16 protein-coding genes are annotated in these 25,802 nt (G+C 72.6%); 10 read left to right on the forward strand and 6 right to left on the reverse strand.

Going from position 1 to position 25,802, the window contains the following annotated elements; genetic code table 11:
- Together UK12_RS26955 and UK12_RS26960 are read left to right on the forward strand one after the other, a co-directional pair.
- A partial coding sequence (locus UK12_RS26955; RefSeq protein ID WP_045305773.1) for a type I polyketide synthase occupies positions 1 to 3,903 on the forward strand: 3,903 nt, incomplete at its 5' end.
- Between the two features lie 145 nt (positions 3,904 to 4,048).
- Positions 4,049 to 4,810 carry a thioesterase II family protein gene (locus UK12_RS26960; RefSeq protein ID WP_045305774.1) on the forward strand — a complete coding sequence of 254 codons (762 nt, stop codon included), beginning with the start codon at positions 4,049 to 4,051 and terminating at the stop codon, positions 4,808 to 4,810.
- A 161-nt stretch (positions 4,811 to 4,971) separates the two neighbouring features.
- Here the strand turns inward: UK12_RS26960 and UK12_RS26965 are convergent, their stop codons facing one another.
- The 4 genes from UK12_RS26965 to UK12_RS26980 form a co-directional block, all read right to left on the reverse strand.
- A complete protein-coding gene (locus tag UK12_RS26965) occupies positions 4,972 to 7,806 on the reverse strand; it encodes a helix-turn-helix transcriptional regulator (protein ID WP_045305775.1) in 2,835 nt (944 codons plus the stop codon).
- A 730-nt stretch (positions 7,807 to 8,536) separates the two neighbouring features.
- Positions 8,537 to 8,956 (reverse strand): helix-turn-helix domain-containing protein, encoded by a 420-nt coding sequence (locus UK12_RS45160; RefSeq protein WP_082119988.1) that lies wholly within the window; start codon positions 8,954 to 8,956, stop codon positions 8,537 to 8,539.
- Between the two features lie 118 nt (positions 8,957 to 9,074).
- A complete protein-coding gene (locus UK12_RS26975; RefSeq protein ID WP_045305776.1) occupies positions 9,075 to 10,760 on the reverse strand; it encodes a flavin monoamine oxidase family protein in 1,686 nt (561 codons plus the stop codon).
- A 35-nt stretch (positions 10,761 to 10,795) separates the two neighbouring features.
- Entirely contained in the window at positions 10,796 to 11,599 is an 804-nt protein-coding gene (locus tag UK12_RS26980; RefSeq protein WP_045305777.1) for a carbon-nitrogen hydrolase family protein, read from the reverse strand.
- A gap of 548 nt (positions 11,600 to 12,147) precedes the next feature.
- Between UK12_RS26980 and UK12_RS26985 the strand changes: the two genes are divergently transcribed.
- The 4 genes from UK12_RS26985 to UK12_RS27000 all read left to right on the forward strand — a co-directional run bounded on the left by UK12_RS26985 (position 12,148) and on the right by UK12_RS27000 (position 16,099).
- Positions 12,148 to 13,035, forward strand: a complete 888-nt coding sequence (locus UK12_RS26985) for an ACP S-malonyltransferase (RefSeq protein WP_082119989.1) — start codon at positions 12,148 to 12,150, stop codon at positions 13,033 to 13,035.
- 26 nt (positions 13,036 to 13,061) lie between these two features.
- Positions 13,062 to 13,919: a metallophosphoesterase family protein gene (locus tag UK12_RS26990; RefSeq protein WP_045305778.1), complete on the forward strand. Its 858-nt coding sequence runs from the start codon at positions 13,062 to 13,064 to the stop codon at positions 13,917 to 13,919.
- Positions 13,916 to 14,572, forward strand: coding sequence for a 4'-phosphopantetheinyl transferase family protein (locus UK12_RS26995; protein WP_045305779.1), 657 nt, complete (start codon positions 13,916 to 13,918; stop codon positions 14,570 to 14,572). Before UK12_RS26990 ends, UK12_RS26995 begins: the two co-directional genes overlap by 4 nt.
- A gap of 117 nt (positions 14,573 to 14,689) precedes the next feature.
- Positions 14,690 to 16,099 carry a class I adenylate-forming enzyme family protein gene (locus UK12_RS27000; RefSeq protein ID WP_045305780.1) on the forward strand — a complete coding sequence of 470 codons (1,410 nt, stop codon included), beginning with the start codon at positions 14,690 to 14,692 and terminating at the stop codon, positions 16,097 to 16,099.
- 11 nt (positions 16,100 to 16,110) lie between these two features.
- Here the strand turns inward: UK12_RS27000 and UK12_RS27005 are convergent, their stop codons facing one another.
- Entirely contained in the window at positions 16,111 to 16,740 is a 630-nt protein-coding gene (locus UK12_RS27005) for a response regulator (protein WP_045305781.1), read from the reverse strand.
- 131 nt (positions 16,741 to 16,871) lie between these two features.
- The gene (locus UK12_RS27010; protein ID WP_082119990.1) at positions 16,872 to 18,104 is read right to left on the reverse strand and encodes a sensor histidine kinase; all 1,233 of its coding nucleotides are present in this window, start codon (positions 18,102 to 18,104) and stop codon (positions 16,872 to 16,874) included.
- 147 nt (positions 18,105 to 18,251) lie between these two features.
- On the opposite strand from UK12_RS27010, the gene UK12_RS27015 reads away from it, so the two are divergent.
- The 4 genes from UK12_RS27015 to UK12_RS27030 form a co-directional block, all read left to right on the forward strand.
- The gene (locus UK12_RS27015; RefSeq protein WP_197085199.1) at positions 18,252 to 18,803 is read left to right on the forward strand and encodes a hypothetical protein; all 552 of its coding nucleotides are present in this window, start codon (positions 18,252 to 18,254) and stop codon (positions 18,801 to 18,803) included.
- 14 nt (positions 18,804 to 18,817) lie between these two features.
- Complete coding sequence (locus tag UK12_RS27020) at positions 18,818 to 19,324, forward strand: PH domain-containing protein (RefSeq protein ID WP_442973852.1); 507 nt, start codon at positions 18,818 to 18,820, stop codon at positions 19,322 to 19,324.
- Positions 19,321 to 20,883, forward strand: coding sequence for a PH domain-containing protein (locus tag UK12_RS27025; protein ID WP_045305784.1), 1,563 nt, complete (start codon positions 19,321 to 19,323; stop codon positions 20,881 to 20,883). Before UK12_RS27020 ends, UK12_RS27025 begins: the two co-directional genes overlap by 4 nt.
- Positions 20,884 to 21,101: 218 nt before the next feature.
- The coding region (locus UK12_RS27030; RefSeq protein WP_442973853.1) for a beta-ketoacyl synthase N-terminal-like domain-containing protein at positions 21,102 to 25,802 on the forward strand (4,701 nt) is incomplete at its 3' end.

Raw genomic sequence — 25,802 nt, forward strand, 5'->3', positions numbered from 1 at the left:
GCCGACGAGCTGGTCACCCCCGAGTACTGGGTGCGCCACGTCCGCGAGGCCGTCCGCTTCCACGACGCCGTGCAGACCCTGGAGAGTGAAGGCGTCCGTACGTTCCTGGAGTTGGGCCCTGACGGCACCCTCACCGCGATGGGCCAGGAGTGCGTGACGGAGGAGGCGGTGTTCGCACCAGTCCTGCGCCGCGACCGTCCCGAGGCACAGAGCTTCACCACCGCCTTGGCGCAGCTGCACGTCCGGGGTATCAAGCTCGACTGGCAGGCGGTGTTCACGGGTACCGGCGCGCAGCGCGTCGACCTGCCCACCTACGCCTTCCAGCGTGAGCGTTACTGGCCCAAGCCCTACACGGGCTTCTACGGCGACGTCGCCGCGGTCGGCCTGTGGTCGGCCGACCACCCGCTGCTCGGTGCCAGTGTCGCGCTGGCCGATGCCGAGGGCCAGCTCTTCACCGGCCGTCTCGGCCTCGACACCCACCCGTGGCTCGCCGACCATGCCGTGATGGGCGTGGTCCTGCTGCCGGGAACGGCCTTCGTGGAGCTGGCGATCCGGGCCGGCGACCAGGTCGGCTGCGGCCTGGTGGAGGAGCTGGCCCTGGAGGCGCCGCTCGTCCTGCCCGAGCGCGGCGGGGTCCAGCTCCAGGTGGCCGTGGGCGCGCCGGACGAGTCGGGGCGGTGCCACCTCACCCTGCACTCGCGGTCCGAGGATGCACCGCTGGACCTTCCCTGGACCAGGCACGCCACCGGTGTGCTCGCCCCGGCCCCGAGCGGGCCGGGCCTCGACCTGACCGAATGGCCGCCGCAGGGCGCCGAGCCGGTCCAGGTCGACGGGCTGTACGAGGGCTTCGCCTCGCTCGGCTTCGCCTACGGTCCCGCCTTCCAGGGGCTGCGGGCCGCCTGGCGGCGCGACGGCGAACTGTTCGCCGAGGTCGCCCTGCCCGAGGAGGCCGGGGCTCAGGCCGCAGCCTTCGGACTGCACCCGGCGCTCCTCGACTCCGCCCTGCACACCCTGGGCCTGGGCGGTCTGCTGGCCGACACCGCCGGCGCGCGCCTGCCCTTCGCCTGGAGCGGGGTCACCCTGCACGCCACGGGCGCAGCCGAACTGCGGGTGCGGATCCGCGCGGTGGGTGAGGACGTGCTGGCGGTGGACCTGGCCGACCCGGCCGGTCGTCCGGTGGCGACGGTCCACTCGCTCGCGCTGCGCCCGCTCTCGCCGGAGCAGCTCGGTGCGAGTGGCGGCGGTACGGGTGACACGCTGTTCGGACTGGACTGGGTGACGCTGCCCGCTCCGGCCGAGGTCTCCCGGCCCGCGCAGGACTGGGCGGTCCTCGGTTCCGTGCCCCCCGAGTCGGTCGCGTCGGCGGGAATCGCTCCGGTCGGCTACCCCGACCTGGATGCGCTGGCCGTGGCCGTCACCTCGGGTGCGCCGCTGCCGGCGAGGGTGCTCGCGTTCTGCCCGCCCGCCGCCGACACGGGCGGGGATGCGGCGAAGGCCGCCCACCAGGCGGCCCACTGGGCACTGGGGCTGGTCCAGTCCTGGCTCGCGGAGGACTTCACCGCCGACGCGCGGCTGTACCTCGCCACCCGGGGCGCGGTGTCGACCCGGGCCGGGGCGGACGTGTCCGACCTGGCGTCCGCCGCCGTATGGGGTCTGGTCCGTTCGGCCCAGACCGAGAACCCGGAGCGGATCGTCCTGCTCGACCTGGACGGGGACGAGGACTCCTACCGCGCACTGCCTGCGGCGGCGTCCGGCTCCGAGCCGCAACTGGCCATCCGGAGCGGACAGTTGTACGCACCCCGACTGACCCGGGTGGCCCCGGAGCCGCCCGTCGACCCGGCCGGGAGCAGCACCATCGCCGAGTGGGACCCCGCCGGCACGGTGCTGGTCACCGGTGCCACGGGTTCGCTGGGCCGGCTGCTGGCCCGCCACCTGGTCGCCGAGCGGGGTGTGCGGCACCTGCTGCTGGTCTCCCGCCGCGGCGAAGCGGCCGACGGGGCAGCCGAGTTGACGCGGGAGCTGGCCGAGCTGGGCGCCGAGGTGCGCCTGGCCGCCTGCGACGTGTCCGACCGGGAGGCCGTGGCCGCGCTGCTCGATTCGGTGCCGGCCGGTCACCCGCTCACCGCGGTGGTGCACGCCGCCGGTCTGCTCGACGACGGGGCCGTCGCCTCGCTCACCGGGGAGCGGGTCGACCGGGTGCTGCGGCCCAAGGCGGACGCGGCCTGGAACCTGCACGAGCTGACGAAGGATCAGAAGCTCGCCGCCTTCGTGCTGTTCTCCTCGGTGGCCGGTGTCTTCGGCGGACCGGGACAGGCCAACTACGCTGCGGCCAACGCCTTCCTGGACGCCCTGGCCGCGCACCGGCGGGCCCACGGGCTGCCCGCCGTCTCGCTGGCCTGGGGCCTGTGGGAGCAGGACGGCGGCATGGGCGGCCGGCTCACCGAGGCCGATCGCGAGCGTCTGGCCCGTGGCGGGGTGGCGCCGCTCTCCGTCGAGGAGGGGCTGGCGCTGTTCGACGCCGCCGGCGCGCCGGACCGGGCGCTGCTGGTCCCGGCCAGGCTGAACCTGGCCGGTCTGCGGGCCCACGCCGCCGCGACCGGCGAGGTGCCGGCGCTGCTGCGCGGACTGCTGCGCGTCCCGGCCCGCAGGTCGGCGACGGCGGTCCAGGAGTCGGCCGGTGCCCTGACCGGGAAGCTCGCCGGGCTGACCGTGCCCGAGCAGGAAGCCGTCCTGCTCGGCCTGGTCCGCACCCACGCTGCTGCCGCACTCGGCCACCCGGGGCCGGAGGCGGTGGACGTCGAACGCGGCTTCCTGGAGCTGGGCTTCGACTCGCTCACCTCGGTCGAGCTGCGCAACCGGCTGGCCCTGGCCACCGGGCTGCGCCTGCCCGCCACCCTGCTGTTCGACCAGCCCACCCCGAGGCTGCTGGCCGTGCGGCTGCGGGAGCAGCTGGCGGACACCGCCACGTCCGGCGCCGAGGCCGGCCCGGCCGAGGACGCCCGGCCGCTGGGCACCATCGGCACGCTGCTGCGCAGCGCCGCGGAGACCGGCCGGAACCGGGAGTTCATGGAGCTGCTGTTCGCGGCCTCGCGCTTCCGGCCGTCCTTCGGGGCGGCGGAGGCGGCCGCGCTGGCGCCCCAGCCGGTCCGGCTGGCGGAGGGGCCCGAGCAGCCCGTCCTGGTCTGCCTGCCCTCGCTGCTGGCGATCTCCGGCCCGCACCAGTACGCCCGGATCGCCGCCGCCTTCCGCGGCCGACGGGCCGTCAGCGCGCTGCCGCTGCCGGGATTCCGGGAGGGCGAGCCGCTGCCCGCCACGGCGGAGGCGATCCTCGAAGCCGTCGCACAGAGCGTGCTGCGCACGACCGGGGAAGCCCCCTTCGTCCTGCTCGGCCACTCCACGGGCGGTCTGCTCGCCCAGGCCGTGGCGGTCCGGCTGGAGGAGCTGGGCTCGGACCCGGCGGCGGTGGTCCTGGTGGACACGTACTCCTTCGAGGGTGACGGCCAGAGCAACCCCGAGGCCGGCGACCACCCCGAGAGCCACGGGCGGCCCGCAGGCGGCCGGGTGGAGGACCTGCTCCCGGCCCTCACCGGGGCGATGCTGGCGCGTGAGGGGGCGTACGTCCCGATGGACGACACCCGGCTCACCGCCATGGGCGGCTACCTGCGGCTGTTCGCCGGCCGGCAGCCCGCCGAACTCGCCGCGCCCACCCTGCTGGTCCGGGCCGTGGACGTACTGGCCGCCCCCGGGCGGGACGGCGCAGCCGGGCCGGAGGCCGGCGTACGGGCCTCCTGGCCGCTGGAGCACACCGTCCTGGACGGAAGCGGCGACCACTTCACCGTGATGGAGGAACACGCCGCCGCCACCGCCGAACTGATCGAGAATTGGCTGCGCGAGGTGTGCTGAACATGCTGAGGTGTGCTTGACACACCGCAGCGACTCCCACCGACCGCTGCCCCGGCCCGACCCCCGACGGGCCGGGGCAGCCCGATGGACCCTTGACCGGAACAGACTTGACAAGCTGTCACATGACGAGAGAGACGAGGGATCGATGACCACGCCCACCAGCTCCGAGTACGACCTCTGGATGCGCCGCTTCCACCAGGCCCCCGACAGCAAGGTGCGCCTGCTCTGCCTGCCGCACGCCGGCGGCTCGGCGAGCTTCTACTTCCCGGTCTCGGCGGCCCTGTCGCCGGAGATCGAGGTTCTCGCCGTCCAGTACCCGGGCCGGCAGGACCGCCGGACCGAGCCGAGCATCGGCACGGTCGCCGAACTGGCGGACCAGGTCCACCGGATGATCCGCACGCTGGACGACCGGCCGCTGGGAATATTCGGCCACAGTATGGGTGCGATCCTCGGCTTCGAGCTGGCCCGGCGGCTGGAGGCGGACGGGCGCCCGCCCGCCGTCCTCTTCGCCTCGGGACGGCGCGGACCGGGCACGCACCGGGACGAGACGGTCCACCTGCGCAACGACGACGGCCTGGTGTCCGAGCTCAAGGGGCTCAGCGGCACCAACACGGCGCTGCTCGGTGACGAGGAGATCCTGCGGATGATCCTGCCCGCGATCCGCAACGACTACCGGGCCATCGAGACCTACCGGCGTCCGGAGGGCGAGCCGCTGAGCAGCCCGATCGTGGCGCTGATCGGTGACGACGACCCCAAGTCCACGGTCGAGGAGGCCAAGGCCTGGTCGGATGAGACCACCGGCGAGTTCACGCTGCGCGTCTTCCCCGGCGGCCACTTCTACCTCGCGACGCAGCAGAAGGCCGTGCTCGCCGAGATCACCGACCGTCTCGGGGCCACCGCCGGCTGATCACCGGGCCGGTGGACGAACGACCGGAGGGCGCGGGGAACCGGGCGAGGAGCTCCTGCGAAGGTGCAGGGCTTCTCGCCCGGTTCCCCGCGCCCCGGGGAGCCCGCCGCGCTGATCGGACACCAGCGGCGGGCGGTGGGAAGCGGGATGGAAGCGGAGCGTCAGGCGCAGGAGGAGCTGTTGCCGGTCGAGACCAGGCAGAGCTCGCCGGGCAGATCGCTGCGCCGGGTGACCTTGAGCTTGCGGTAGACCCGGGTCAGGTGCTGTTCCACCGTGCTGACGGTGATGAAGAGCTCCCGGGCGATCTCCCGGTTGGTGTGCCCGAGTGCGGCCAGCGAGGCGACCCGCCGTTCGGCGTCGCTCAGGTCGCCGGCCAGGGGAGCGGCCGCCGTCTGCGGGGTCTCCTCGCGGACGTCGCAGAACATGCTGGACAGGCCCCGCAGGATGGGCTCGGCGGAATGCTCCTTGGCCAGCTGCCAGGCCCGGTTCATCATGACCCGGGAGCGCTTGTGGTCGCCCAGGTTCTGGTAGGCGTAGCCCAGGTCGGCCAGGGCCAGGGCCAGTTCGACCGGTGAGTCGCAGCGCTGGAGCTCGTCCACGGCCTGGCGCAGCAGCGAGGGGCGGTAGCGGAGCTCGGCGACGGCGGCACCCAGCCGGAGGGCGATGCCACGGGAGCGGGAGGGGCCGGGCCGCAGTCGCTTGAACTGCTCGTCGATCAGGACCTTGGCCTGCTGGTGGTTGTCCATGCTCAGGTGGACCCGGGCGGCGGCGGCCCGCCACGGCACCACGGTCGGCAGGTCGATGCCCCACTCCTGCATCATCTCGCCGCAGATCAGGAAGTCGTCGAGGGCTGCGTGCGGGTTGCTGGTGGCCAGCCGGTACTCGCCCCGGGCGTGCAGGTAGTGCAGGCCGTAGCGGGTCTGGTAGATGGCCTGCGGCACCGGGCGGCTCAGCAGCTCGGCCGCGTCCTCGTACTTGCCCATCGCGGTCTGGGCCATCAGCAGGACGGCCATCGGCAGACCGATCGTCACTCCCCAGCCCTGCCAGGGCATCTGGTCGAGAGCGGTCTTGGCGAAACGTTCCGCCTCGGTGAGCCGGCCCTGCCGGAACGCGATCAGGCTGCGCAGCGCGAGCAGCGGCGGCCGCCAGCCCTCGGCGGCGCGGCCGATCCTGCCCAGCAGCTGGTCGCAGCAGACGGCCGCGCGGTCCAGCTGGTCGCCGTAGATGAGCGTGAGGAGGGCGAACTCGGCCTGCTCCCAGGAGCGGTAGCTCAGCCGGATGCTGCGCAGGACCTGCTCCGCGCCGAGGAAGGTGTTCTCGCCGGCGCAGCCGCTCAGCACCTCGTCGAGGACGGCGGCGGCCTGCAGCTGCGGGTCGGCGCGGACCGCGGCCGGGGCGCGGTCCTCGTTGACGTTGCACGGCCCGAACGGCGGCAGTTCGGCCAGCGCGCCGGGGTAGGAGCTGGCGAGCAGCAGTTTGACGGTCTGCAGTTCGGCGGTGGTCCGGCCCTCGGCCGGGCGTCCCTGGGCCAGCAGGTGGTCCAGCACCCCTGCCGCCTCGGTGATCCGGCCGTGCCGCAGCAGGTACTTGACGACCACGACGGAGTGCCGGTCGCCGAGGTCGCCGGCCCGCAGGGCGGCGGTGAGCTGGGGCAGGTGTCTGGTGGCGTTGCCGGCCTGGAGCTGCCACTCGACGCCGGCCAGCAGGGTGAGCACCTCGCCGCGCTGCCGGTGGTCGGTGCAGATCCGGTGGGCGTGCTCGACGCAGCGCCTGGCCAGGTCGGCGTCCCCGTCGTAGAGCGCCTGGCGGGCGACGTCGCACAGGACCCGGGTGCCCCAGCCCTCGCCCGGCTCGTTCGACGACAACAGCCGTTCGGCGATGGCCCGTTCGGGCGCGCCCTGGGTGTAGAGGAGGTGGGCGGCGCGGTGCTGGAGCCGGCTGAGGTCGGCCGCCTCGGCGTCGTGCAGGACGGCGGTGCGGACGGCGGGGTGCCGGAAGCGGCCCTGCTCCAGCAGACCGGCCGACTCCAGGCCGCGGATGACGCACTCCACCGAGGCGGGGGAGAGGTCGAGCAGCTGCCCGAGCAGGTGGGTGGAGCAGCTGTCACCGAAGACGGCGATGCCGCGGGCCACCGCGAGGGCGGAGGGTTCGCTGCGGTGCAGGCAGCTGACGACGGCCTGCGAGAACGCGTACCCGGCGCCCAGCATGGACGGGCGCTGTTCGGACGGAAGTCGGGTACAGGTCCGCAGATCTTCCAGGAGTGCGTGTATCAGCAGCGGGTTCCCACCCGTCAGGGCGTCGAAGCGGGCGGCCAGTTGGGCCGCGCGCTCGACGTCGAGCCGGGACTCCAGGAGCTGCACCACGCCCTGGCGGGAGAGCGGGCCGAGCAGGATGCGCAGGCAGTTCGGCTGGCGCAGCAGTTCGGCGTGGAAGGCGGGGTTGGGGTGCTGCGCGGAGGTGCGTTCGGCGAGGACCACGGCGATGCGCGCGGTGCCGAGCCGGCGGATCAGGAAGAGCAGCCACTGGAGTGACAGCGGGTCGGCGTGGTGGACGTCGTCCACGCAGATCAGCAGTGGCCGGGCGGTGGAGAGCTCGAAGAGCACCGCGCACAGTTCCTGGACCAGGTCGGTGGGGAGCTGCCACGGTTCCATGCCCGGACCGGCGGGTGCGGTGTGCTCGGCCGCGGTTCTCTCGCAGATGAGGAGCAGGTGCCGCACCTGGTCCCGGCGCTCGGCGGTGAGCGGGGCCTGTCGGAGCAGCTGTCCGACGATGCTCAGCGGTGTACGGCATTCGGCCTGTGCCCCGACGGCCCGCAGCGTGGTGACGCCGGAGCTGTTCGCCTCTTCGCACAGGGCGTTCAGCAGCCCGGATTTGCCGCTGGCCACCGGACCGACGACCAGGCCGATCGAGCCGGTTCCCTGGAGTGGGTCGGCGGTGAGCCGGGTCAGGAGCCGCAGTTCCTCGATGCGTTCGATGAGGCCGGAACGGGCCGTCATGTAGTGGACTCCTTGCTTCAGGTCCCGATTCCCGCCCAGGGGTGTCCGGTGAGGGAGGACGTGCGCCATGGGCCGGGGTCTGTTCTGAGGTGAGAGGGTGCCGCTCTGCCGCCGGGTCAGCCGACCACTGGCGACAGGCCCTGGGCATCAAGCCGCAGGAGCAGTTCGCCGGCTGGAACGAAGAGTTGATGGCACGTCAGTTTTCCCCCGATGAGCTGGCAGCCGCCACAGCGGTCGAACGCGGATGGACGGTCAGGACTATCCGAAGTTCAACCATTTACTTGTCCGGGCGAATTCACGCCCGTGCACTCAGTCGGCGTGGCCATCCTCAGCCGAGGGCCGACGATCGAGTTGCGGGACAACTGGTCTGAACATAACACCATCGCGGCCTGAGGGACGATGACTGCCGTCAGGAACCGATCAATAATTGAAGGGGCTAGGTGCAGTAGGGGTGCCGATAGGGGGTCCCCGGCGCTGGATTCGGCCCGGCAATCCACCTCAAACCGGACAATTTTCGTGTGTCCAGGCGGTGCGGAATGTGGCACTTGAAGTTAACCTGCAGGGCGCGATGGTGACCGGCCGGTAGGAATTCGTTCATCGCCACGTCAAACCTGCTGGATTCGGCACTCTCGTAGGCGGAATCCGACTGTCCCGTAATTATCGCCGCGCATACGCGAACGGCCGGTCCGCCACAGCGAAATCGCTGTGCCGGACCGGCCGTGGAGCTCGGTCAGTGGTGGTGGGCCGGGATCACGGGGGAGTTCTCGTCCTCGCACCCGTCGCCGCACTCGTCGTCGGCTGAGCCGGTGCTGCCGCTCCCCGCCTCGCACCGGAGCGAGAGCCGACAGCGCCGGCGGCGCAGCGGGGAGAGTTCGAGATGGGGGCCGAGGTGTCCGACGATCCGGTCGGCGGCCGACTTCGAGATCCCGAACAGGGTGGCGACCTCACGCATGGTCAGGTGGGTCCGCCAGTAGGCCGAGACCAGCAGGACCCGGTCCTCCAGGGAGAGCGTCCAGCGGCGCCCGGCGCGGGGCCCGTCGGCCCGGGCGCGCAGGCGCAGGGTCTCCAGCAGGTCCTCGAACTCCGCCTCGTCCAGACCCGTGAGGAGTTCGACCCACGTGTGCTCGGACGCGTTGATCAACTGTGTCATGCCCAGCCCATAGGTGCCCCGCCCGGCTGTGCCCAGCCGGACCCTTCCCCGCCCACCACCGAAACCGTTCCCCCGGTTGCCTCGCCCGACCACGCACCCCTACCCCCGCGGGGAGTGTTCACTCCTCCGGCAGGAGGAGCGGGGCGATCTCCTCGAAGACGTCCCCGGGGCCGGGATTGGACGGATGGCTCGTACCACCCAGACTGTCGACCACACCCCAGACCGCGTTGAGCGCCGTCGTGACCGCCCCCTCGGCGAACCCCGCCGTCCATGACACATCGTCACCGGCCAGGAACAGGCCGCGCTGCTCGGCCGGAGAGCCGTCCTGCACGAACTGCGTGAAGAGCCGCCGCTGGTAACGGTACTGACCGGGAAGGTTCGCCTTGAAAGCACCCATGAACAGAGGCTCCGTCTCCCATGTTACCGAGACCGGCGGCCCGCAGATGTGCTTTCGAAGATCAACTTCGGGGTAGATCCTGTGGAGCTCCGCGAGCAGCCGCTCCAGCCGCTCCTCGTCGCTCAGGGTGGCGACCTTCAGCGAGTCGTCGTTCCAGGTGTAGGAGAGGCAGACCACCCCGGGCCGCTCGGGCCCGTCGTCGAAGAGGTAGACCCCGCGCGGCATCCGGTCGGTGAGCGTCATGCTCATCACATCCTCGCCGGTGCGCGGGTCGCGGTCCAGCCAGAACGGGCGGTCGGTGAGGACGAACAGCTTGGAGGAGCCCATGTAGTGGGTCCGCTCGACCGCCGTCCACTGCGGCACCGAGAGCAGTGCCGGGTCGCAGTCGATCCGGTTCAGCAGCGTCCACACGTGCGGGGTGAACACCACGGCCGGGTACGTCCGGACCGCGCCCTGCGCGTCCTCGACCGCCACCCCGTCGGCCACCCGCCGCAGCGCCGTCACACCGGGCCTCGGCTGCCCGTCGTGCAGCGCGGCGAGCGAGGTGTCGGCCGGCCAGTGCGCCGCCCGCCCGGCGGGGAGCGTCCACAGCCCCTCGACCAGCCGGCCGGTGCCGCCGACGATGCTCACCTGCTCCTGGTCGGCGCCGGTGAACACCACCCGCAGCACCTCCAGCACGGAGTTGGGGAAGTCGGTGTCCCAGCCGCCCGTACCGAAGCCGACCTGGCCGAAGATCTCCCGGTGCCGGAAGGAGCGGAAGAACGGCGAGCCGGCCAGGAAGCCGTGGAAGGACTGGTCGTCCAGGGTGCGCACCATCCGGTTCCACACCGCCTTCAGCAGCGGGACGTCCCGCCGCCGGACCGCGTCCTCCATCACCGCCAGCTCGGCCTCCTCCCGCAGCGTCTTCTCCCAGGCGTCGGACACCTCCTGGTACACCGTCGGCAGGTCCTCGACCGACCGGGCCAGGTGCCGCTCGCCGCCCAGGTGCACCAGGGTGCTGGAGGTGTGCGGGGAGAGCGGGTTGGGGAACGGGCGGGTCTGCAGCCCGAGCAGGTCCAGGTAGTGGAAGAGCGACGTGGCCGAGACCGGGAAGCGCATCGCCCCCATCTCGGCCACATAGCCGGGGTCGGCCTCGAACGGCACCGCGCGCATCCGGCCGCCCAGCTCCCCGGCCTCGTACAGCACCGGACGCAGACCCAGCCGCATTAGCTCGTACGCCGCGACCAGGCCCGCGATCCCGCCGCCGACCACCGCCACCTCGGTGCCGTGGCGCTCCGCGGGCACCGCGCCGAGCCCGGCCGGATGGCGCAGCCAGTCGTCGTACGGGAAGGGGAAGTCGGGGCCGAACATGGTCAGCGGAGCGGTTGCGGCACGCATCGCCGGGCGCTCCTGGGCACTGAGGGACATCTGGGACACCTTTCGGGGCCCGGCCCGCGAGAGGCTCAGCCCAGACGGGCGGGCAGGCCCTCGTAGAGCTCGGGGCGCCGGTCGTGGAGATAGGGGGTGTCGGCGCGCGCCTTGGCCACCACGGCCGGGTCGACCTCCGCCAGCAGCAGGCCCTCGACCGGCTCCGCCAGCGTCAGCCGGGTGCCGTTCGGGGCGGCCACCGTGGTCAGACCGCAGAAGTCCAGGCTGAGCCGCTCGCCGATCCAGTTGGTGTAGGCGACGTAGAGCTGGCTCTCGAAGGCGCGGGCGGGGACGATCGTCTGCGCGACGAACTCCCAGGGCCGCATCAACGCGGTCGGCACCACCAGCAGTTCGGTGCCGGCCAGCGCATGGGCGCGCACCGCCTCCGGGAACTCGACGTCGTAGCAGACCAGCAGGCCGACCGTCAGCCCGCCGAGCCGCGCCTGCACCACGCCGTGGTCGCCGGGTGCGAAACGGGAGCTGTCCACCTCGCCGAAGAGATGCGCCTTGCGGTACGCGGCCAGGGTGGAACCCTCGGCGGAGACCAGCCGGGCCGCGTTGAAGACCGCGGCACCGGTGTCCTCCGGCCAGCCGTGCACGATGGCGATGCCCTGCTCCCGGGCGATCTCCGAGACCGCCGCACAGTGCGGCCCGTCGACGGGCTCGGACACCTCGGCCAGCGTCCCCGGGCGCAGCGGATAGCCGCCCAGGGTCATCTCGGGGGCGACGAGCAGCTCCGCTCCCGCCTCCACCGCCCGCCCGGCGACCTCACGCAGCCGCGCCAGCAGCTGCGCAACGTCGGGGGAGCCGCACGCGGCCTGCCAGCAAGCAATCCTCATCGCGAGTAGTCCCTCGGTAGCGGTGGAACCGTTCGGAGTGGCCGTTTCCGGGCCGAAGCTATGGTGCGGCACAGGCCCGGACAACCCCTAACTTCCCCCTACCACACCGCATTTGCGCTGGCCAGTGGCGTGGGCCGGCCATCCGGCCGACCGGTCGCCCCGACCCCCGTGGTCCGAGGGTGTGCAGGGTGCCCCGGCTGGTGCCGGCGGAACTGCTCAGACCGACCGTCACATGGGGGGTGGGCTGAAGATGAGGGTGCCCCCGGCCGGAGGCGCTGGGGTGGGGGTGCCCGCGGTCGGAGGCGCTGGGGTGGGGGTACCTCCCGGCCGGAGGCTGGGGGAGAAGTAGCAGCGGAGCTGCGGCGACTGAGGAGAGCCGTCGAGGCGACAGCCATGTGCCGGCGGAACTGCTTAGGGGGCGTAGGGGCGCGGACAGGGGTAGCGGGCGGCGCGTGGATGGCTAGGCTCGAAGGCGACGCCGACCACCGAGAGAACGGGCTGAGATGACGACCGGTGAGCCGCGGAGCAGCGCGACTGTCTTCCCCGCCATGGGCCCTTCACGGTTCGCCGACTTCGGCAGATTCATGATCGTGAACGCGGAGGCCAGGGCGCGCTTCGCCGTCGCCGACGAGGTGCTCGGCTACAGCGTCTTCGACGCCCTGCGCGGCTCCGAGGACGACTACGACGAGGTCGCCCAGGTGGCCTCCTTCGTGACCTCCCTGGCGCTGGTCGAGTGGAGCGGCAAGTCCCGCCCCGAGCAGGCCGGTTACTGCGCGGGCGTCAGCTTCGGCAAGATGGCCGCCGCCGCCCACGCGGGCGTGCTCCCCTTCGAGGAGGCCGTCCGGCTGGTCGCCGAGACCGCCCGCTGCGAGCGCGACCACTTCGCCGAGCAGCACAGCGACATCGTGACCCACTCCTTCGTGAAGGTCCCGCGCGAGACCCTGGACCAGCTGCTCGCCGAACTCGCGGACGCCGACGAGTGGTTCGAGATCTCCTCGTACCTGGACCACGACCTGTACATGGTCTCGCTGCACGAACGGGCGCTGGCCGGCTTCAAGGAGCGGATCGGCGCGGTCGGCGGCTACTCCCTCTACACCATGCGCCCGCCCGCCCACGCGAGCATCTTCGGCCCGCTGCGCGACCGGATCGACCAGGAGATCCTGCCCGGCTACGAGTTGAGCGACCCCCGGATCCCGATCGTCTCCGACCAGGACGGCTCGCTGGTCCGTACCGCCGAGCAGGCGCGCGAGTGGATCCTCGGCGGGTACGTCCGGCCGATGCGCTGGCCCGGGATCGTCGACACCCTGGCGGCCCAGGGCGTCGAGCGGATCAGTGTGGTCGGCCGGGACCGTCTGCTGCGCCGGCTCAGGTGCACCGTCGACAACTTCGCCACGACGACGATCGCACCAGAGTCGGCCCTACGGCCCGTCAGTTGACTGCCCGCGATCGGAAGGCACACCCCTTGTCGAGCACCCACGGACCGGGCAGCGCCCTGTTCGCCACCAGCGACCTGCACATCAGCTACCAGGAGAACCGCGAGATCGTCCGCGGGCTGCACCCCCGCAGCCCGGCGGACTGGCTGATCGTCGCCGGTGACATCGGCGAGCTGGTGGCGGACATCGAGTGGACGCTGCGCCTGCTCACTGAGCGCTTCGCCGCCGTGGTCTGGGCGCCCGGCAACCACGAACTGTGGACCCACCCCACCGACCCGGTGCAGCTGCGCGGCGTGGCCCGCTACCAGCACCTGGTGGAACTCTGCCGCGGCCTGGGCGTGCACACCCCCGAGGACCCGTACCCGGTCTGGCCCGGTGCGGACGGCCCGGTGCGGATCGCGCCGCTCTTCGTCGGGTACGACTACAGCTTCCGCCCGGCCGGCGCGGCCACCAAGGAGCAGGCGCTGGCCCGCGCGCACGAGACCGGCGTGGTCTGCGCCGACGAGTACCTGCTGCACCCCGACCCCTACCCCAGCCGGGAGGCCTGGTGCCGGGCCCGGGTGGCCGAGACCGAGGAGCGCCTGGCGGCCTGCGACCAGAGCGTGCCGACGGTGCTGGTCAACCACTACCCGCTGGTCAGGCAGCCCACCGACGTCCTGTACTACCCGGAGTTCGCGCAGTGGTGCGGCACCACGGCCACCGCCGACTGGCACACCCGCTTCAACACCGCGGCGGTCGTCTACGGGCACCTGCACATCCCCCGCGTCACCCACTACGACGGCGTCCGCTTCGAGGAGGTCTCGGTGGGCTACCCGCGCGAGTGGCGCCGCCGGGGCGACGACGCCCCGACCGGCCTGCGGCAGATCTTCCCGGAGGTGGCACGGTGATCGAACGGATCCTCCCCGGGACGGTCGCCTCCGCCGAGACCACGGCCGAGGACGAGCCGATCGAGCTCTTCCCCGAAGAGGCGGCGCACATCCGGCAGTCGGTGCCGCGCCGGCAGGGCGAGTTCCGCGCCGTCCGGGCCTGTGCCCGGCAGGCCCTGGCCGCGCTCGGCCACCAGGCCGTTCCGCTGCTGCCGGGCGAGCGTGGCGCACCGCGCTGGCCCGACCAGGTGGTGGGCAGCATGACCCACTGCCTGGGCTACCGTGCCGCCGCGCTCGCCCCGGCCGCCGAGGTGCTCACCGTCGGCATCGACGCCGAGCCCAACCAGCCGCTGCCCGACGGGGTGCTGGAGGCGGTCGCCCGCTCCGAGGAGCTGCCCCGGCTGGCGGCGCTCACCGGCGCCCACCCGGGGCTCTGCGCGGACCGGCTGCTCTTCAGCGCCAAGGAGAGCGTCTACAAGGCGTGGTTCCCGCTGACCCGACTGATGCTCGACTTCTCGGAGGCGACCCTCACCTTCGAGCCCGACGGCACCTTCGCCGCCCGGCTGCTGGTACCGGGACCGCTGGTCGCCGGCCGGCGGCTGCCGGGCTTCGAGGGCCGCTGGCTGGCCGAGGACGGCCTGGTGGTCACCGCGATCACCGTGCTGCACTCCTGACGTGCGCCCCGGAGTGCCGGCAGTACTGGAAACCAACAGCAGTTGAGATCTGCTCGTCGAATGCCGCGACCGCGACTGTCGGCGCCGGCCGCCGGGCACGGACAGGAAGAGAAGCCGATGGCGGCAAAGATCCTTGCGGAAACCTCGGTCGTGACCCTCGCCGAGTTCGAGCAGGACACCCTGCGGATAGCGCAGGTCCTGCGGGAGCGGGGAGTCGGACTCGGCCAGCGGGTGCTGCTCAAGGCCGGGAACTCGATCAGCTACGTCTCGGTCCTCTTCGCCCTGATGCACCTGGGCGCCTCCGTCGTCCTGGTGGACCAGCAGGAGAAGCAGGAGACCACCGGGTCCATCATCCGGCGGGCCGGGACCAAGCTGGTCCTGGTGGACGACGACGCCCCGGTGCCCGCCGACGCCGACCCGGTCTACCTCTACGAGCTCCTCGCGGCCGCCCCCGACCTGGAGGTGACCGACCGCCGGCTCTGCTTCGACGCCTGGTGCGACCTCGACGACGCGCTGATCATGTGGTCCTCCGGATCCACCGGCGAACCCAAGGGCATCGTCAAGAACGGCGGCCGGTTCCTGAAGAACCTGGAGCGCAACGCGCACCACATGGGCCACTGCGCGGACGACGTCCTGCTGCCGCTGCTGCCCTTCTCCCACCAGTACGGCCTCTCGATGGTGCTGATCGCCTGGATCGTCCAGGGCTCGCTGGTCATCGCCCCCTACCGGCGCGCCGACCGGGCCCTGCGGATGGCCGGGCACTCCGGTGCGACCGTCATCGACGCCACCCCGGCGACCTACCGCAGCATCCTCACCATCATCAAGCAGCGGCCCCCTCTCGCCGCTTCGCTCGACGCGGTCCGGATGTTCTGCAGCGGCGCCGCGCCGCTGGACCAGGCGCTGGTGGACCGCTACGTCGAGCGCTTCGGCCTGCCGCTGCTGGACAGCTACGGCAGCACGGAGGCCGGCAACGTGGCCTTCGCGACCAGCGACAACCCGGTCTCCTGCGGCCGGGTGATGGATGGTCTGCGGATCAGGGTGGTGGACGACGAGGACCGCGAGGTGCCGGCCGGGGAGGTCGGCGAGCTGCTGATCGAGACCCCGGACGTGATGGTCGGCTACCTCACCCAGGACGGCGGAATCGACCCCGTCGACCAGCAGGTCTTCCGTACCGGCGACCTCGGCCACCTGGACGCGGCGGGCAACCTCTTCGTCCTCGGCCGCAAGTTCGCGGTCCACCGCAACGGCTACACCCTCTACCCGGAGATCGTCGAGCGGAAGGCCGCGGCCGGCGGCTGCGCCACCCGGATCGTCCCGCTGCCCGACGAGCGCCGGGGCAGCAGCCTGGTCTTCTTCGTCGAGGACGAGCAGCTGCGCGACGCGGCCCACTGGCGCCGCCACCTCGCCGAGCTGCTGCCCGTCTACGAGCAGCCCAACCGGGTGGTCGTCGTCGAGCAGTTCCCGCTCAACCGCAACGGCAAGCCCGACAAGAAGAAGATGACCGAACTGGCCCTCGCCGAAGGCTGATCGGCCACCGGTCAGTCCAGCAGTCCGCGCTCCATCGCGGCGAGCACCGCCGCCGTCCGGTCGGACACGTCGAGCTTCTTGAAGACCCGCAGCAGATGGGTCTTGACGGTCGCCTCGCCGATGTGGAGCTCCCGGCCGATGTCGGCGTTGGTCAGTCCGCGCCCGACCAGCAGCAGCACCTCGCGCTCCCGCCCCGACAGCGGCTGCGGCTCGTGCGCCCTGGCCCGGAACAGCCGGCCCGCAACGGCGGGGGAGAGCACGGTCTCACCCCGGGCGGCGGCCCGGACCGCGTTGATCAGGTCCACCCGCGAACTGCCCTTGAGCAGGTAGCCGGCCGCACCGGCCTCGACCGCGCGCAGGATGTCCGCGTCGCTCTCGTAGGTGGTGACCACCACGACCTTGGGGCGGCGCGAGTGCGTCAGGATCCGGGCGGTCGCGGTGACGCCGTCCATCGCGCCCATCCGCAGGTCCATCAGCACCACGTCGGGGTCGAGCGAGGCGGCCAGCACCACCGCCTCCTCACCGCCCCCGGCCGTGCCCACCACCGAGATCCCGGGCGCGGACTCCAGCATCGCCGACAGCCCCTCCCGCACCACGGGGTGGTCGTCGGCGATCAGGACGGTGATCGGCGGTGGGGTCATCGGGTACCTCCAAGGGTCTGAGCGCTCTGGCCCGCATCCTTCCGCAGACGGCGGGCACCCGGTGCGCCGGGGGTGCGAGACCCGGCACCCGGCCGGGGTTCGGACCGACCGGCACACGGGGGCGGTCGGTCTCAGTCGAGTGGTACCAGGACATCGACGGTGGTCCCACGGCCGGGGGCGCTGGCCAGCTCCACCGAGCCGCCGATCTCGGCCACCCGGGCCCGCATCCCGCGCAGCCCGTACCCGTGATCGTCGTCCTGCTCCGGGTCGAAGCCGCGGCCGTCGTCCTCGACCAGCAGGCGGACCGAGATGTCGGTGAACTCGGTGCGCACCACGACCCGTTGGGCCGAGGCGTGCTTGCGGACGTTGGCCAGCGCCTCCTGCGCGGTGCGCAGCAGCACCACGCTCACCGCGGTCGGCAGCGGGAACTCCGTGCCGCTGACCCGGTGGTCGACCGTCAGCCCGGTCTCGGCGGCGAGTGCCTCGCCCTGGCGGCGGACGGCCTCGCCGAGGGAGTTGCCGCGCAGCGCGACCGGGGTGAGGGCGGCGACGAAGCCGCGGGTCTCGGCCAGGTTCTCGGTGGCGGAGCGGGCGGCCAGATCCAGGTGCCTGCGGGCCAGTTCGGGCGCCTCCTCCAACTCCGAGTCGGCCGCTTGGATCAGGGCGATGATGCTGGTCAGCCCCTGCGCCAGGGTGTCGTGGATCTCCCGGGCGAGCCGCTCCCGCTCGGCCGCGATCCCGGCCTGGCGGGACAGATGGGCCACCTGCTCCCGGCTCAGCTCCAACTCCTCGATCAGCCGGGCCCGGTCCCGGCTCTGCTCGACCACCCTGGTGATCCACAGACCGAGCAGCACCGCGAGCGCGATCCCGAGCAGCGTGGTCGGCAGAATGCCGAGGACGGCCGACCCCAGCTCGCCGCTGGTGACCCAGACCAGGACCAGCGGAACCAGGTTGGCCAGCAGCACCACCACGATGCCGGGCGCCGAAGGCAGGCTCATCAGCAGCATCGGACAGATCGCGAACAGCGCGAAGGAGCTGCGCAGATCGAGCGCGGTGGCGAGGCCGAACAGCGAGATCAGCCCGAGCGCGAACCACCGGCTGCGCCCGGACTTCACCCGGCCGAGCATCAGCGCCCGGCCGAACCCCGCGTACCAGGGGACGATCAGGGTCAGCGCGGCGATCGCCCCGGCCAGGCGGCCCGGCGGGCTCTGGGAGGTGAGCAGCAGCCCGGTGGTGACCAGGTAGGAGAGGCCGAAGTAGGCGTCCCAGAGCCCGAACCAGCGGACCACCGGGTCCAGGCTGTCGTTCGTTTCCGGGGCCGTGTTTTCGGCCGAGGGCTGGTCAGGGGCGGTTCGAGAGGGCACGTCGACCAGTCCTACCACGGCCGGTCCGCCCGGTGCACCCACACCGGCCGGGGCCCCGGCCGGCCCGTGCTGTACGTCGATCGGTGGACAGCCGGTTCCACTGTCCAGTCGTTTCGGGCGGCCCGCCGTGTTCCTAGCCTGGAGGAGGTGAAGGCAATCGGCCGACAACTCCTCTGGAGCACGCACGCAATGAGTGGATTCTCGATCACCCTGGTGGTCAGTGGAACGGTCCTGGTAGTCATTCTCGGCAGCGACCTGGGCCGGCGGCGCGTCACCGCGATGCGGCTGATCCGGCCGCTGATCGCGGTGGCGATCGTCATGGCGCTCTTCTTCCACTCGCCGCAACTGGGCGGCAACGACCTGTCGCTGCAACTCGTCGGCGTCGGGATAGGCGTCATTCTCGGGCTGACCGCCGGTGCCATGCTGCCCGCGCACCTGGATGCGAATGGTCAGGTGTACACCAGGGCCGGAGTACTGTATGCACTGTTCTGGCTCGTGATGTCGGCGGCCCGGGTGCTCTTCGTCTATGGAATCGAGCACTGGTACACCGCCCAGATCATCGAGTTCGCCGTCAAGTACCGGATCAGCGGCCCCGAGGTCTTCTCCAATTCGCTGGTACTGATGGCTCTCGCAACGGTGCTGGCGCGGACGGTGGTTGTCATGAGCCGCCGCCGTCGGCTCCGGATCTCCGCCCGATAGCACCTGGTTAGGATCTGAGCGTGCGTCATTCCGAAACTCTTCGACTTCGACCGCCCCGGCATCGGGTCGAGCGCCGGGCCATCGCCTGGTGGACCGTCCAGTCCTCGCTGATTCCCGTGCCCACCATGCTCGTTGTGGGCACCCTGTACCTGCTCATTCCGCCCGCGCGCTTCGTCTTCGGCTGGATCCTCCTCGCCGTCGCGCTGCCCGGGATCGCGTACATGGCGGTCATGCCGCTGTGGCGCTACCGGGTCCACCGCTGGGAGACCACCGACCAGGCGGTCTACACCGCCACCGGCTGGCTCTGGCAGAAGTGGCGGGTCGCCCCGCTCTCCCGGATCCAGACCGTGGACACCGTCCGCGGGCCGCTGGAGCAGCTGTTCGGGCTCTCCGGGATCAAGGTCACCACGGCCTCCGCCTCCGGCGACCTCAAGATCCGCGGGATCGACCACCGCCAGGCCCTCGACGTGGTGGAGCACCTCACCCGGGCCACCCAGGCCACCCCGGGAGACGCGACATGAGCGCCGGGACGGCCGACGGCACCGCAGCGGCGGGCGAGATCGGAGCGGACGACTGGCAGCGGCTCAGCCCGCGCCTGATTCCGGTCCACCTCAGCTGGCTGCTCGCCCCGGTGGTCACCGGCGCGGGCACCCTGCTCGGCACCGGCGGCAAGGTCAACCTGCAGGCGCTGCTCACCCTCGGCTCCTTCACCATCGCCTTCGCGATCGTGGCGGGCGTCAACCTGATGCGCTTCCTCACCACCGGCTACCGGATCACCGACCAGCGCCTCGAACTCCGCTCCGGTCTGCTCTTCCGCAGCCTCCGTTCCATCCCGCTGGACCGCATCCGCAGCGCCGACATCACCGCCCGACCGCTGCACCGCCTCTTCGGCCTCGCCTCGGTCGACATCGGCGCCGCCGCCCACGGCGGCGCGTCCAAACTCTCCCTGGACGGCGTCACCCGGGCCCAGGCCGCCGCCCTGCGCCAGGACCTGCTCAACCGCCGCGCCGCCCTGCTCGCCGACCCGTCCGCCGCCACCGCACCGGACGAACACGCCCCGATCGCCGAACTCCACCGGTCCTGGCTGCGCTACGCACCCCTGACCATCTGGGGCGTCGGCGGACTCTTCGCCGTCCTCGGCATCAGCTACCGCACCCTGCACGAGATGCAGATCGACCCGCTGGAACTCGGTGTCGTCCAGCACCTCGTGGACGCCTTCACCTCGGTGCCGCTGTGGCTCGGCATCCCGGCGCTGCTGCTGACCGTCGCCGCCCTCGGCACCCTCGGCGCGATCGGCCTCTACATCGAGGGCTGGTCCGGGTTCCGGCTGGAACGCGAGGACGGCGCCATCCTCCGGGTCCGCCGCGGCCTGTTCATCCACCGCTCGGTCTCCATCGAGGAACGGCGGCTGCGCGGCGTCGAGGTGATCGAACCCATGCTGCTGCGCTGGGGCGGCGGCGCCCGCCTGCACGCCGTCGCCAGCGGCCTCGGCTCGGCCGAGGAGAACCGCACCCGGGGCGCCCTGATGCCCCCCGCGCCGCGCGCCGAGATCCTCCGGGTGGCCGCCGAGGTCCTCGGCGAGCAGGACTCCCCGACCACCCTCGCCGCGCTGCGCCCGCACCCCCGGGCCGCGCTGCGCCGCCGCATCAACCGGGGCCTGCTGGTGGTGCTGCTGAGTGCGGCCGTGCTCGCGGTGCCCGCGATCTGGCTGCCCGGCGGCTGGCGGACCGGCTTCCTCACCGCGGCCGGGATCACCGCAACGGTCCTGCTGCCCGCGGTCTGCCTGCTGGCCGTGGACGCCTACCGCACGCTGGGGCACGGCCTGAGCGGCCGCTACCTGGTCGCCAGGGCGGGCACCTTCGCCCACCGCACGGTCGCACTGCAGCGCGAGGGCGTGATCGGACTGACCGTCAGCCGGTCGCTCTTCCAGCGCCGCTCGGGCCTGCTGACCCTCGCCGCGACCACGGCGGCCGGCAGCGGCTCCTACAAGGTCCGCGACGTCGCCACCGCCGACGGACTGGCCTTCGCCGAGGAGGCCGTACCCGGACTGCTCACGCCGTTCCTGGAACGGAACAACTGAAAGCAGACGTCCCCGAAGGCTTCTTCGGGGTATTGTCGGGCGATTGCGGGAAAAGGAATTCCCGAATGATTCACCGCCGACCGGCGGCCCCGGAAAGACAGGGGTCGCCGGTCGAAATCGTAGGGGTGTTTAGGGGTCCCTTAGGGGCTTTCGAGTGCTTGGTGCCCGTGACAGGCTGACCAGAGGTCTTGGATACCGTCTGCTGGGTAGTGGAGCGCGTGATGAAGAACCAGTCCGAGGGTTTCATTTCGGAGCCGGACGGTGCGGGTGCCGGAATGCCTGGCGAATTCTCGTCCTGGCGTCGGAAACTGGCCGAACTGTCCGAGCCGGAGCAGCAGCGGACGCTGCTGAACCTGGTGCTCGAACAGGCCAGGGAAGCCCTGAGCGGAAAGTCGTCCGCCGTCGTCGGAGCCGACCGCCCGTTCCTGGAACTCGGATTCGACTCGCTGGCCGCCGTGGACCTCCACAGCAGGCTCGCCGCGGCCACCGGGCTGCGCCTTCCGGTCACCCTGGTCTTCGACCACCCGACGCCCGCCTCGCTCTCCCGGCACCTGCGCGCGGAAATCCTCGGCACGGCCGCCGAAACGGGCCTGCCGGAATTCCACGCCCCCGTTCACGACGAGCCCATCGCCATCGTCGCGATGGCCTGCCGATTCCCCGGTGACGCCCACTCACCGGAGCAGCTGTGGCAGCTGGTCGCGGACGGCGTCGACGCGATCTCGTCCTTCCCGGCCGGCCGCGGCTGGGACCTCGGCAGCCTGTACGACCCGGACCCGGACCACCCCGGCACCAGCTACGCGCAGGCCGGCGGCTTCCTGCACGACGCGGACACCTTCGACCCCGGCTTCTTCGCGATCTCCCCGCGCGAGGCCCTCGCCATGGACCCGCAGCAGCGCCTGCTGCTGGAGACCTCCTGGGAGGCGTTCGAGCGGGCCGGCATCGACCCCGGCACCCTGCGCGAGTCCCGCACCGGCGTCTTCATCGGCGCCGAGGCACAGGACTACGGCCCGCGCCTGCACGAGGCCGGCGAGGGCATGGAGGGCTACCTGGTCACCGGCAACGCCGCCAGCGTCGCCTCCGGCCGCCTCTCCTACACCTTCGGCTTCCAGGGCCCCGCGGTCACCATCGACACCGCCTGCTCCTCCTCGCTGGTCGCCCTGCACCTCGCCGTGCAGTCGCTGCGCCGGGGCGAGTGCGGCATCGCCCTCGCCGGCGGTGTCGCCGTGATGGCCAACCCCGGCTCCTTCATCGCCTTCAGCCGCCAGCGCGGCCTCGCCCCCGACGGCCGCTGCAAGCCCTTCGCCGCCGCAGCAGACGGCACCGCCTGGGGCGAGGGCGTCGGCATGCTGCTGGTCGAGCGGCTCTCCGACGCCCAGCGCAACGGCCACCCCGTCCTGGCGATCGTCCGGGGCACCGCGATCAACCAGGACGGCGCCTCCAACGGCCTGACCGCCCCCAACGGTCCGTCCCAGCAGCGGGTGATCCGCCAGGCGCTGGCCGACGCCGGACTGACGGCCACCCAGATCGACACGGTCGAGGCGCACGGCACCGGTACCACCCTCGGCGACCCGATCGAGGCCCAGGCGTTGCTCGCCACCTACGGCCAGGGCCGCTCCGAGGACCAGCCGCTGTGGCTGGGCTCGCTGAAGTCCAACATCGGCCACACCCAGGCCGCCGCCGGCATCGGCGGGATCATCAAGATGGTCATGGCGATGCGGCACGGCGTCCTGCCGCGCACTCTGCACGTGGACGAGCCCACCCCGCACGTCGACTGGAGCGCGGGCACGGTCGAACTGCTCGCCGAGGCCCGGCCGTGGCCGCAGACCGGCGAGCCGCGCCGCGCGGGCGTCTCCTCCTTCGGCTTCAGCGGCACCAACGCGCACGCCGTCATCGAGCAGGCCCCGCCCACCGCCGAGCAGACCGCCGAACCGACCGGCACGCCGGCCGCCGACGTCGCCCCGGCCGTCCTGCCGTGGGTGCTCTCCGCCAAGACCCCCGACGCCCTGCGCACCCAGGCCGAGCGCCTGCGCACCCACCTCGACGCCCACCCCGAGCACACCCCGGCCGACCTCGGCCACTCCCTCGCCACCACCCGCGCGAGCTTCGAGCACCGCGCCGTCCTGCTGGCGGGCGACCACGAGGGCTTCCGGCAGGCCCTGGACGCCCTCGCCGAGGGCACCACCGCGGCCGGCGTGCTGCGCGGCTCGCCGGTGGAGGGCCGGACCGCCTTCCTGTTCACCGGCCAGGGCAGCCAGCGCCTCGCCATGGGCCGCGAACTGTACGAGACCTTCCCGGTGTTCGCCAAGGCCCTGGACAAGGCGTGCGGCTACCTCGACCTCCAGCTGGAACGCCCGCTGCGCGAGGTCCTGTTCGCCCCCGAGGGCTCCGCCGAGGCGGACCTCCTGCACCGCACCGACTACACCCAGCCCGCGCTCTTCGCCGTCGAGGTCGCCCTGTTCCGCCTGGTCGAGGCGTGGGGCCTGCGGCCCGACCTGCTGGCCGGCCACTCGATCGGCGAACTCGCCGCCGCACACGCCGCCGGTGTCCTCTCGCTGGAGGACGCCGCACTGCTGGTGGCCGCACGCGGCCGGCTGATGCGGCAACTGCCCGCCGGCGGCGCCATGGTGGCGGTCCAGGCGAGCGAGGAGCAGGTCCTGCCGCTGCTCGCAGGACGCGAGGCCGAGGTGGGCATCGCGGCCGTCAACGGGCCCTCGGCGGTGGTCCTCTCCGGCGCCGAGGCCGCCGTCGTCGAGATCGCCGGGCAGCTGGCCGCCCAGGGCTGCAAGACCAAGCGGCTCACCGTCAGCCACGCCTTCCACTCGCCGCTGATGGACGGCATGCTCGCCGAGTTCCTGCGCTGCGCCCAGGTGGTGTCCTACGCCGCACCGGCCGTCCCGATCGTCTCCACCCTCACCGGCGACCTCGTCCCCGCCGAGGAGATCTGCACCCCCGAGTACTGGGTGCGCCACGTCCGCGAGGCCGTCCGCTTCCACGACGCGATGCTGACCCTGGAGCGCGAAGGCGTCCGCACCTTCGTGGAACTGGGCCCCGACGGCGTCCTCTCCGCGCTCGGCCAGGAGTCGGCCGGCGAGGACGCGGCCTTCCTGCCGGTCCTGCGCGCGGGCCGCCCCGAGGTCCGGACCCTGACCACCGCCCTCGGCCGGGCCCACCTCCGGGGCGCGGCCCTGGACTGGGACGGGCTCTTCGCCGGCCAGGGCGCCCGCCGGGTCGACCTGCCCACCTACGGCTTCCAGCGCGAACGGTACTGGCTCGACGCCACCAGCCCGGTCGGCGACGCCGCCGCCATCGGCCTCGGCGCCGCCGACCACCCGCTGCTCGGTGCCGCCGTGGCACTGGCGGACGTCGACGGCTTCCTGCTCACCGGCCGGCTCTCCCTCGACAGCCACCCCTGGCTCGCCGACCACGCGGTCATGGGCACCGTGCTGCTCCCGGGCACGGCCTTCGTCGAACTCGCCCTCCGGGCCGGTGACCAGGCCGGCTGCGACCTCATCGAGGAACTCACCCTCGAAGCACCGCTGCTGCTGCCCGCGCAGGGCGGCGTGCAGCTCCAGATCGTGCTGAGCGGGGCCGACGAGAGCGGCAGCCGCTCCTTCAGCCTGCACTCCCGGACCGAGGGCGCCCAGGCCGAGGAGCCGTGGACCCGGCACGCCACCGGTGTCCTCACCGTCGCCACCGAGGCCGCCTCCTTCGAGCTCACCCAGTGGCCGCCCGCCGACGCCACTCCGGTGGACGTCCAGGAGATCCACACCGGCCTGGCCGAGGCCGGCTTCGGCTACGGCCCGGTCTTCCGGGGCCTGCAGGCCGCCTGGCTGCGCGACGGCGAGATCTTCGCCGAGATCGCGCTGCCCGTCCAGGCCCGGGACGACGCCGACCGCTTCGGCATCCACCCCGCCCTGCTGGACGCCGCCCTGCACGCGCTCGGCGCCTCCGCCGACGGCACCACCGACGGCACCGGTCCGGACGCGGCCGACGACGCCGTCCGCGGCGGCCTGCCGTTCGCCTGGAACGGCGTCACCCTGCACGCCACCGGCGCCTCGTCGCTGCGCCTGCGGGTCACCCCGCTGGGCCGGGGCGAGGTCGCCCTCGACCTCGCCGACGCCGCCGGCCAGCCGGTGATGACGGTCCGCTCCCTCACCCTGCGGGAGATCTCCGAGGAGCAGCTCCGGGCCGCCCGGGCCGGATACGTCGACTCGCTCTTCCGGGTGGAGTGGACCTCGCTGCCGGTCTCGGCCGCGACCGGCGGCGGCCGGTGGGCGGCGCTCGGCGCCGACCCGTTCGGCACCGGCGTCGAGAGCTTCGCCGATCTGGCCGCGCTGGGCGCGGCGGTCGACGCGGGCGCGGTGCTGCCGGAAGCCGTCTTCCTCGGGCTGGACGCCGCTGACGCCGCTGACTCCGCTGCCGGGACCGCCTCAACTGTCCGTGCTGCGCTGCACGGTGTGCTCGGTGTGGTCCAGGAGTGGCTGGCGGACGAGCGGTTCGCCTCCTCGCGCCTGGTCCTGGTGACCCGTGGTGCGGTGGCAGGCGGTGACAACCTGGTCCACGCCCCGGTGTGGGGCCTGGTGCGCTCCGCCCAGCTGGAGAACCCCGACCGGCTGGTGCTGATCGACCTGGACACCCAGGGCGTCCCGGGCGAGGTCCTGGCAGGAGCCCTGGCCTCCGGCGAGCCGGAGTTCGCGGTCCGCGAGGGCGTCGTACGGGTGCCCAGGCTGGCCCGCGCCGCCGCGTCCGGTGAGCTGCCTGCGGTGTTCGACGCGCTCGGCACGGTGCTGGTGACCGGTGCGTCCGGGATGCTGGGCGGCCTGGTCGCGCGTCATCTGGTGGCCGAGCACGGGGTGCGCAGTCTGCTGCTGGTCTCGCGTCGTGGTGCGGATGCGCCTGGTTCCGGGGAACTGTCGTCC

Origin of the sequence: Saccharothrix sp. ST-888, from assembly GCF_000955975.1 — a bacterium.
Classification (GTDB): domain Bacteria; phylum Actinomycetota; class Actinomycetes; order Streptomycetales; family Streptomycetaceae; genus Kitasatospora.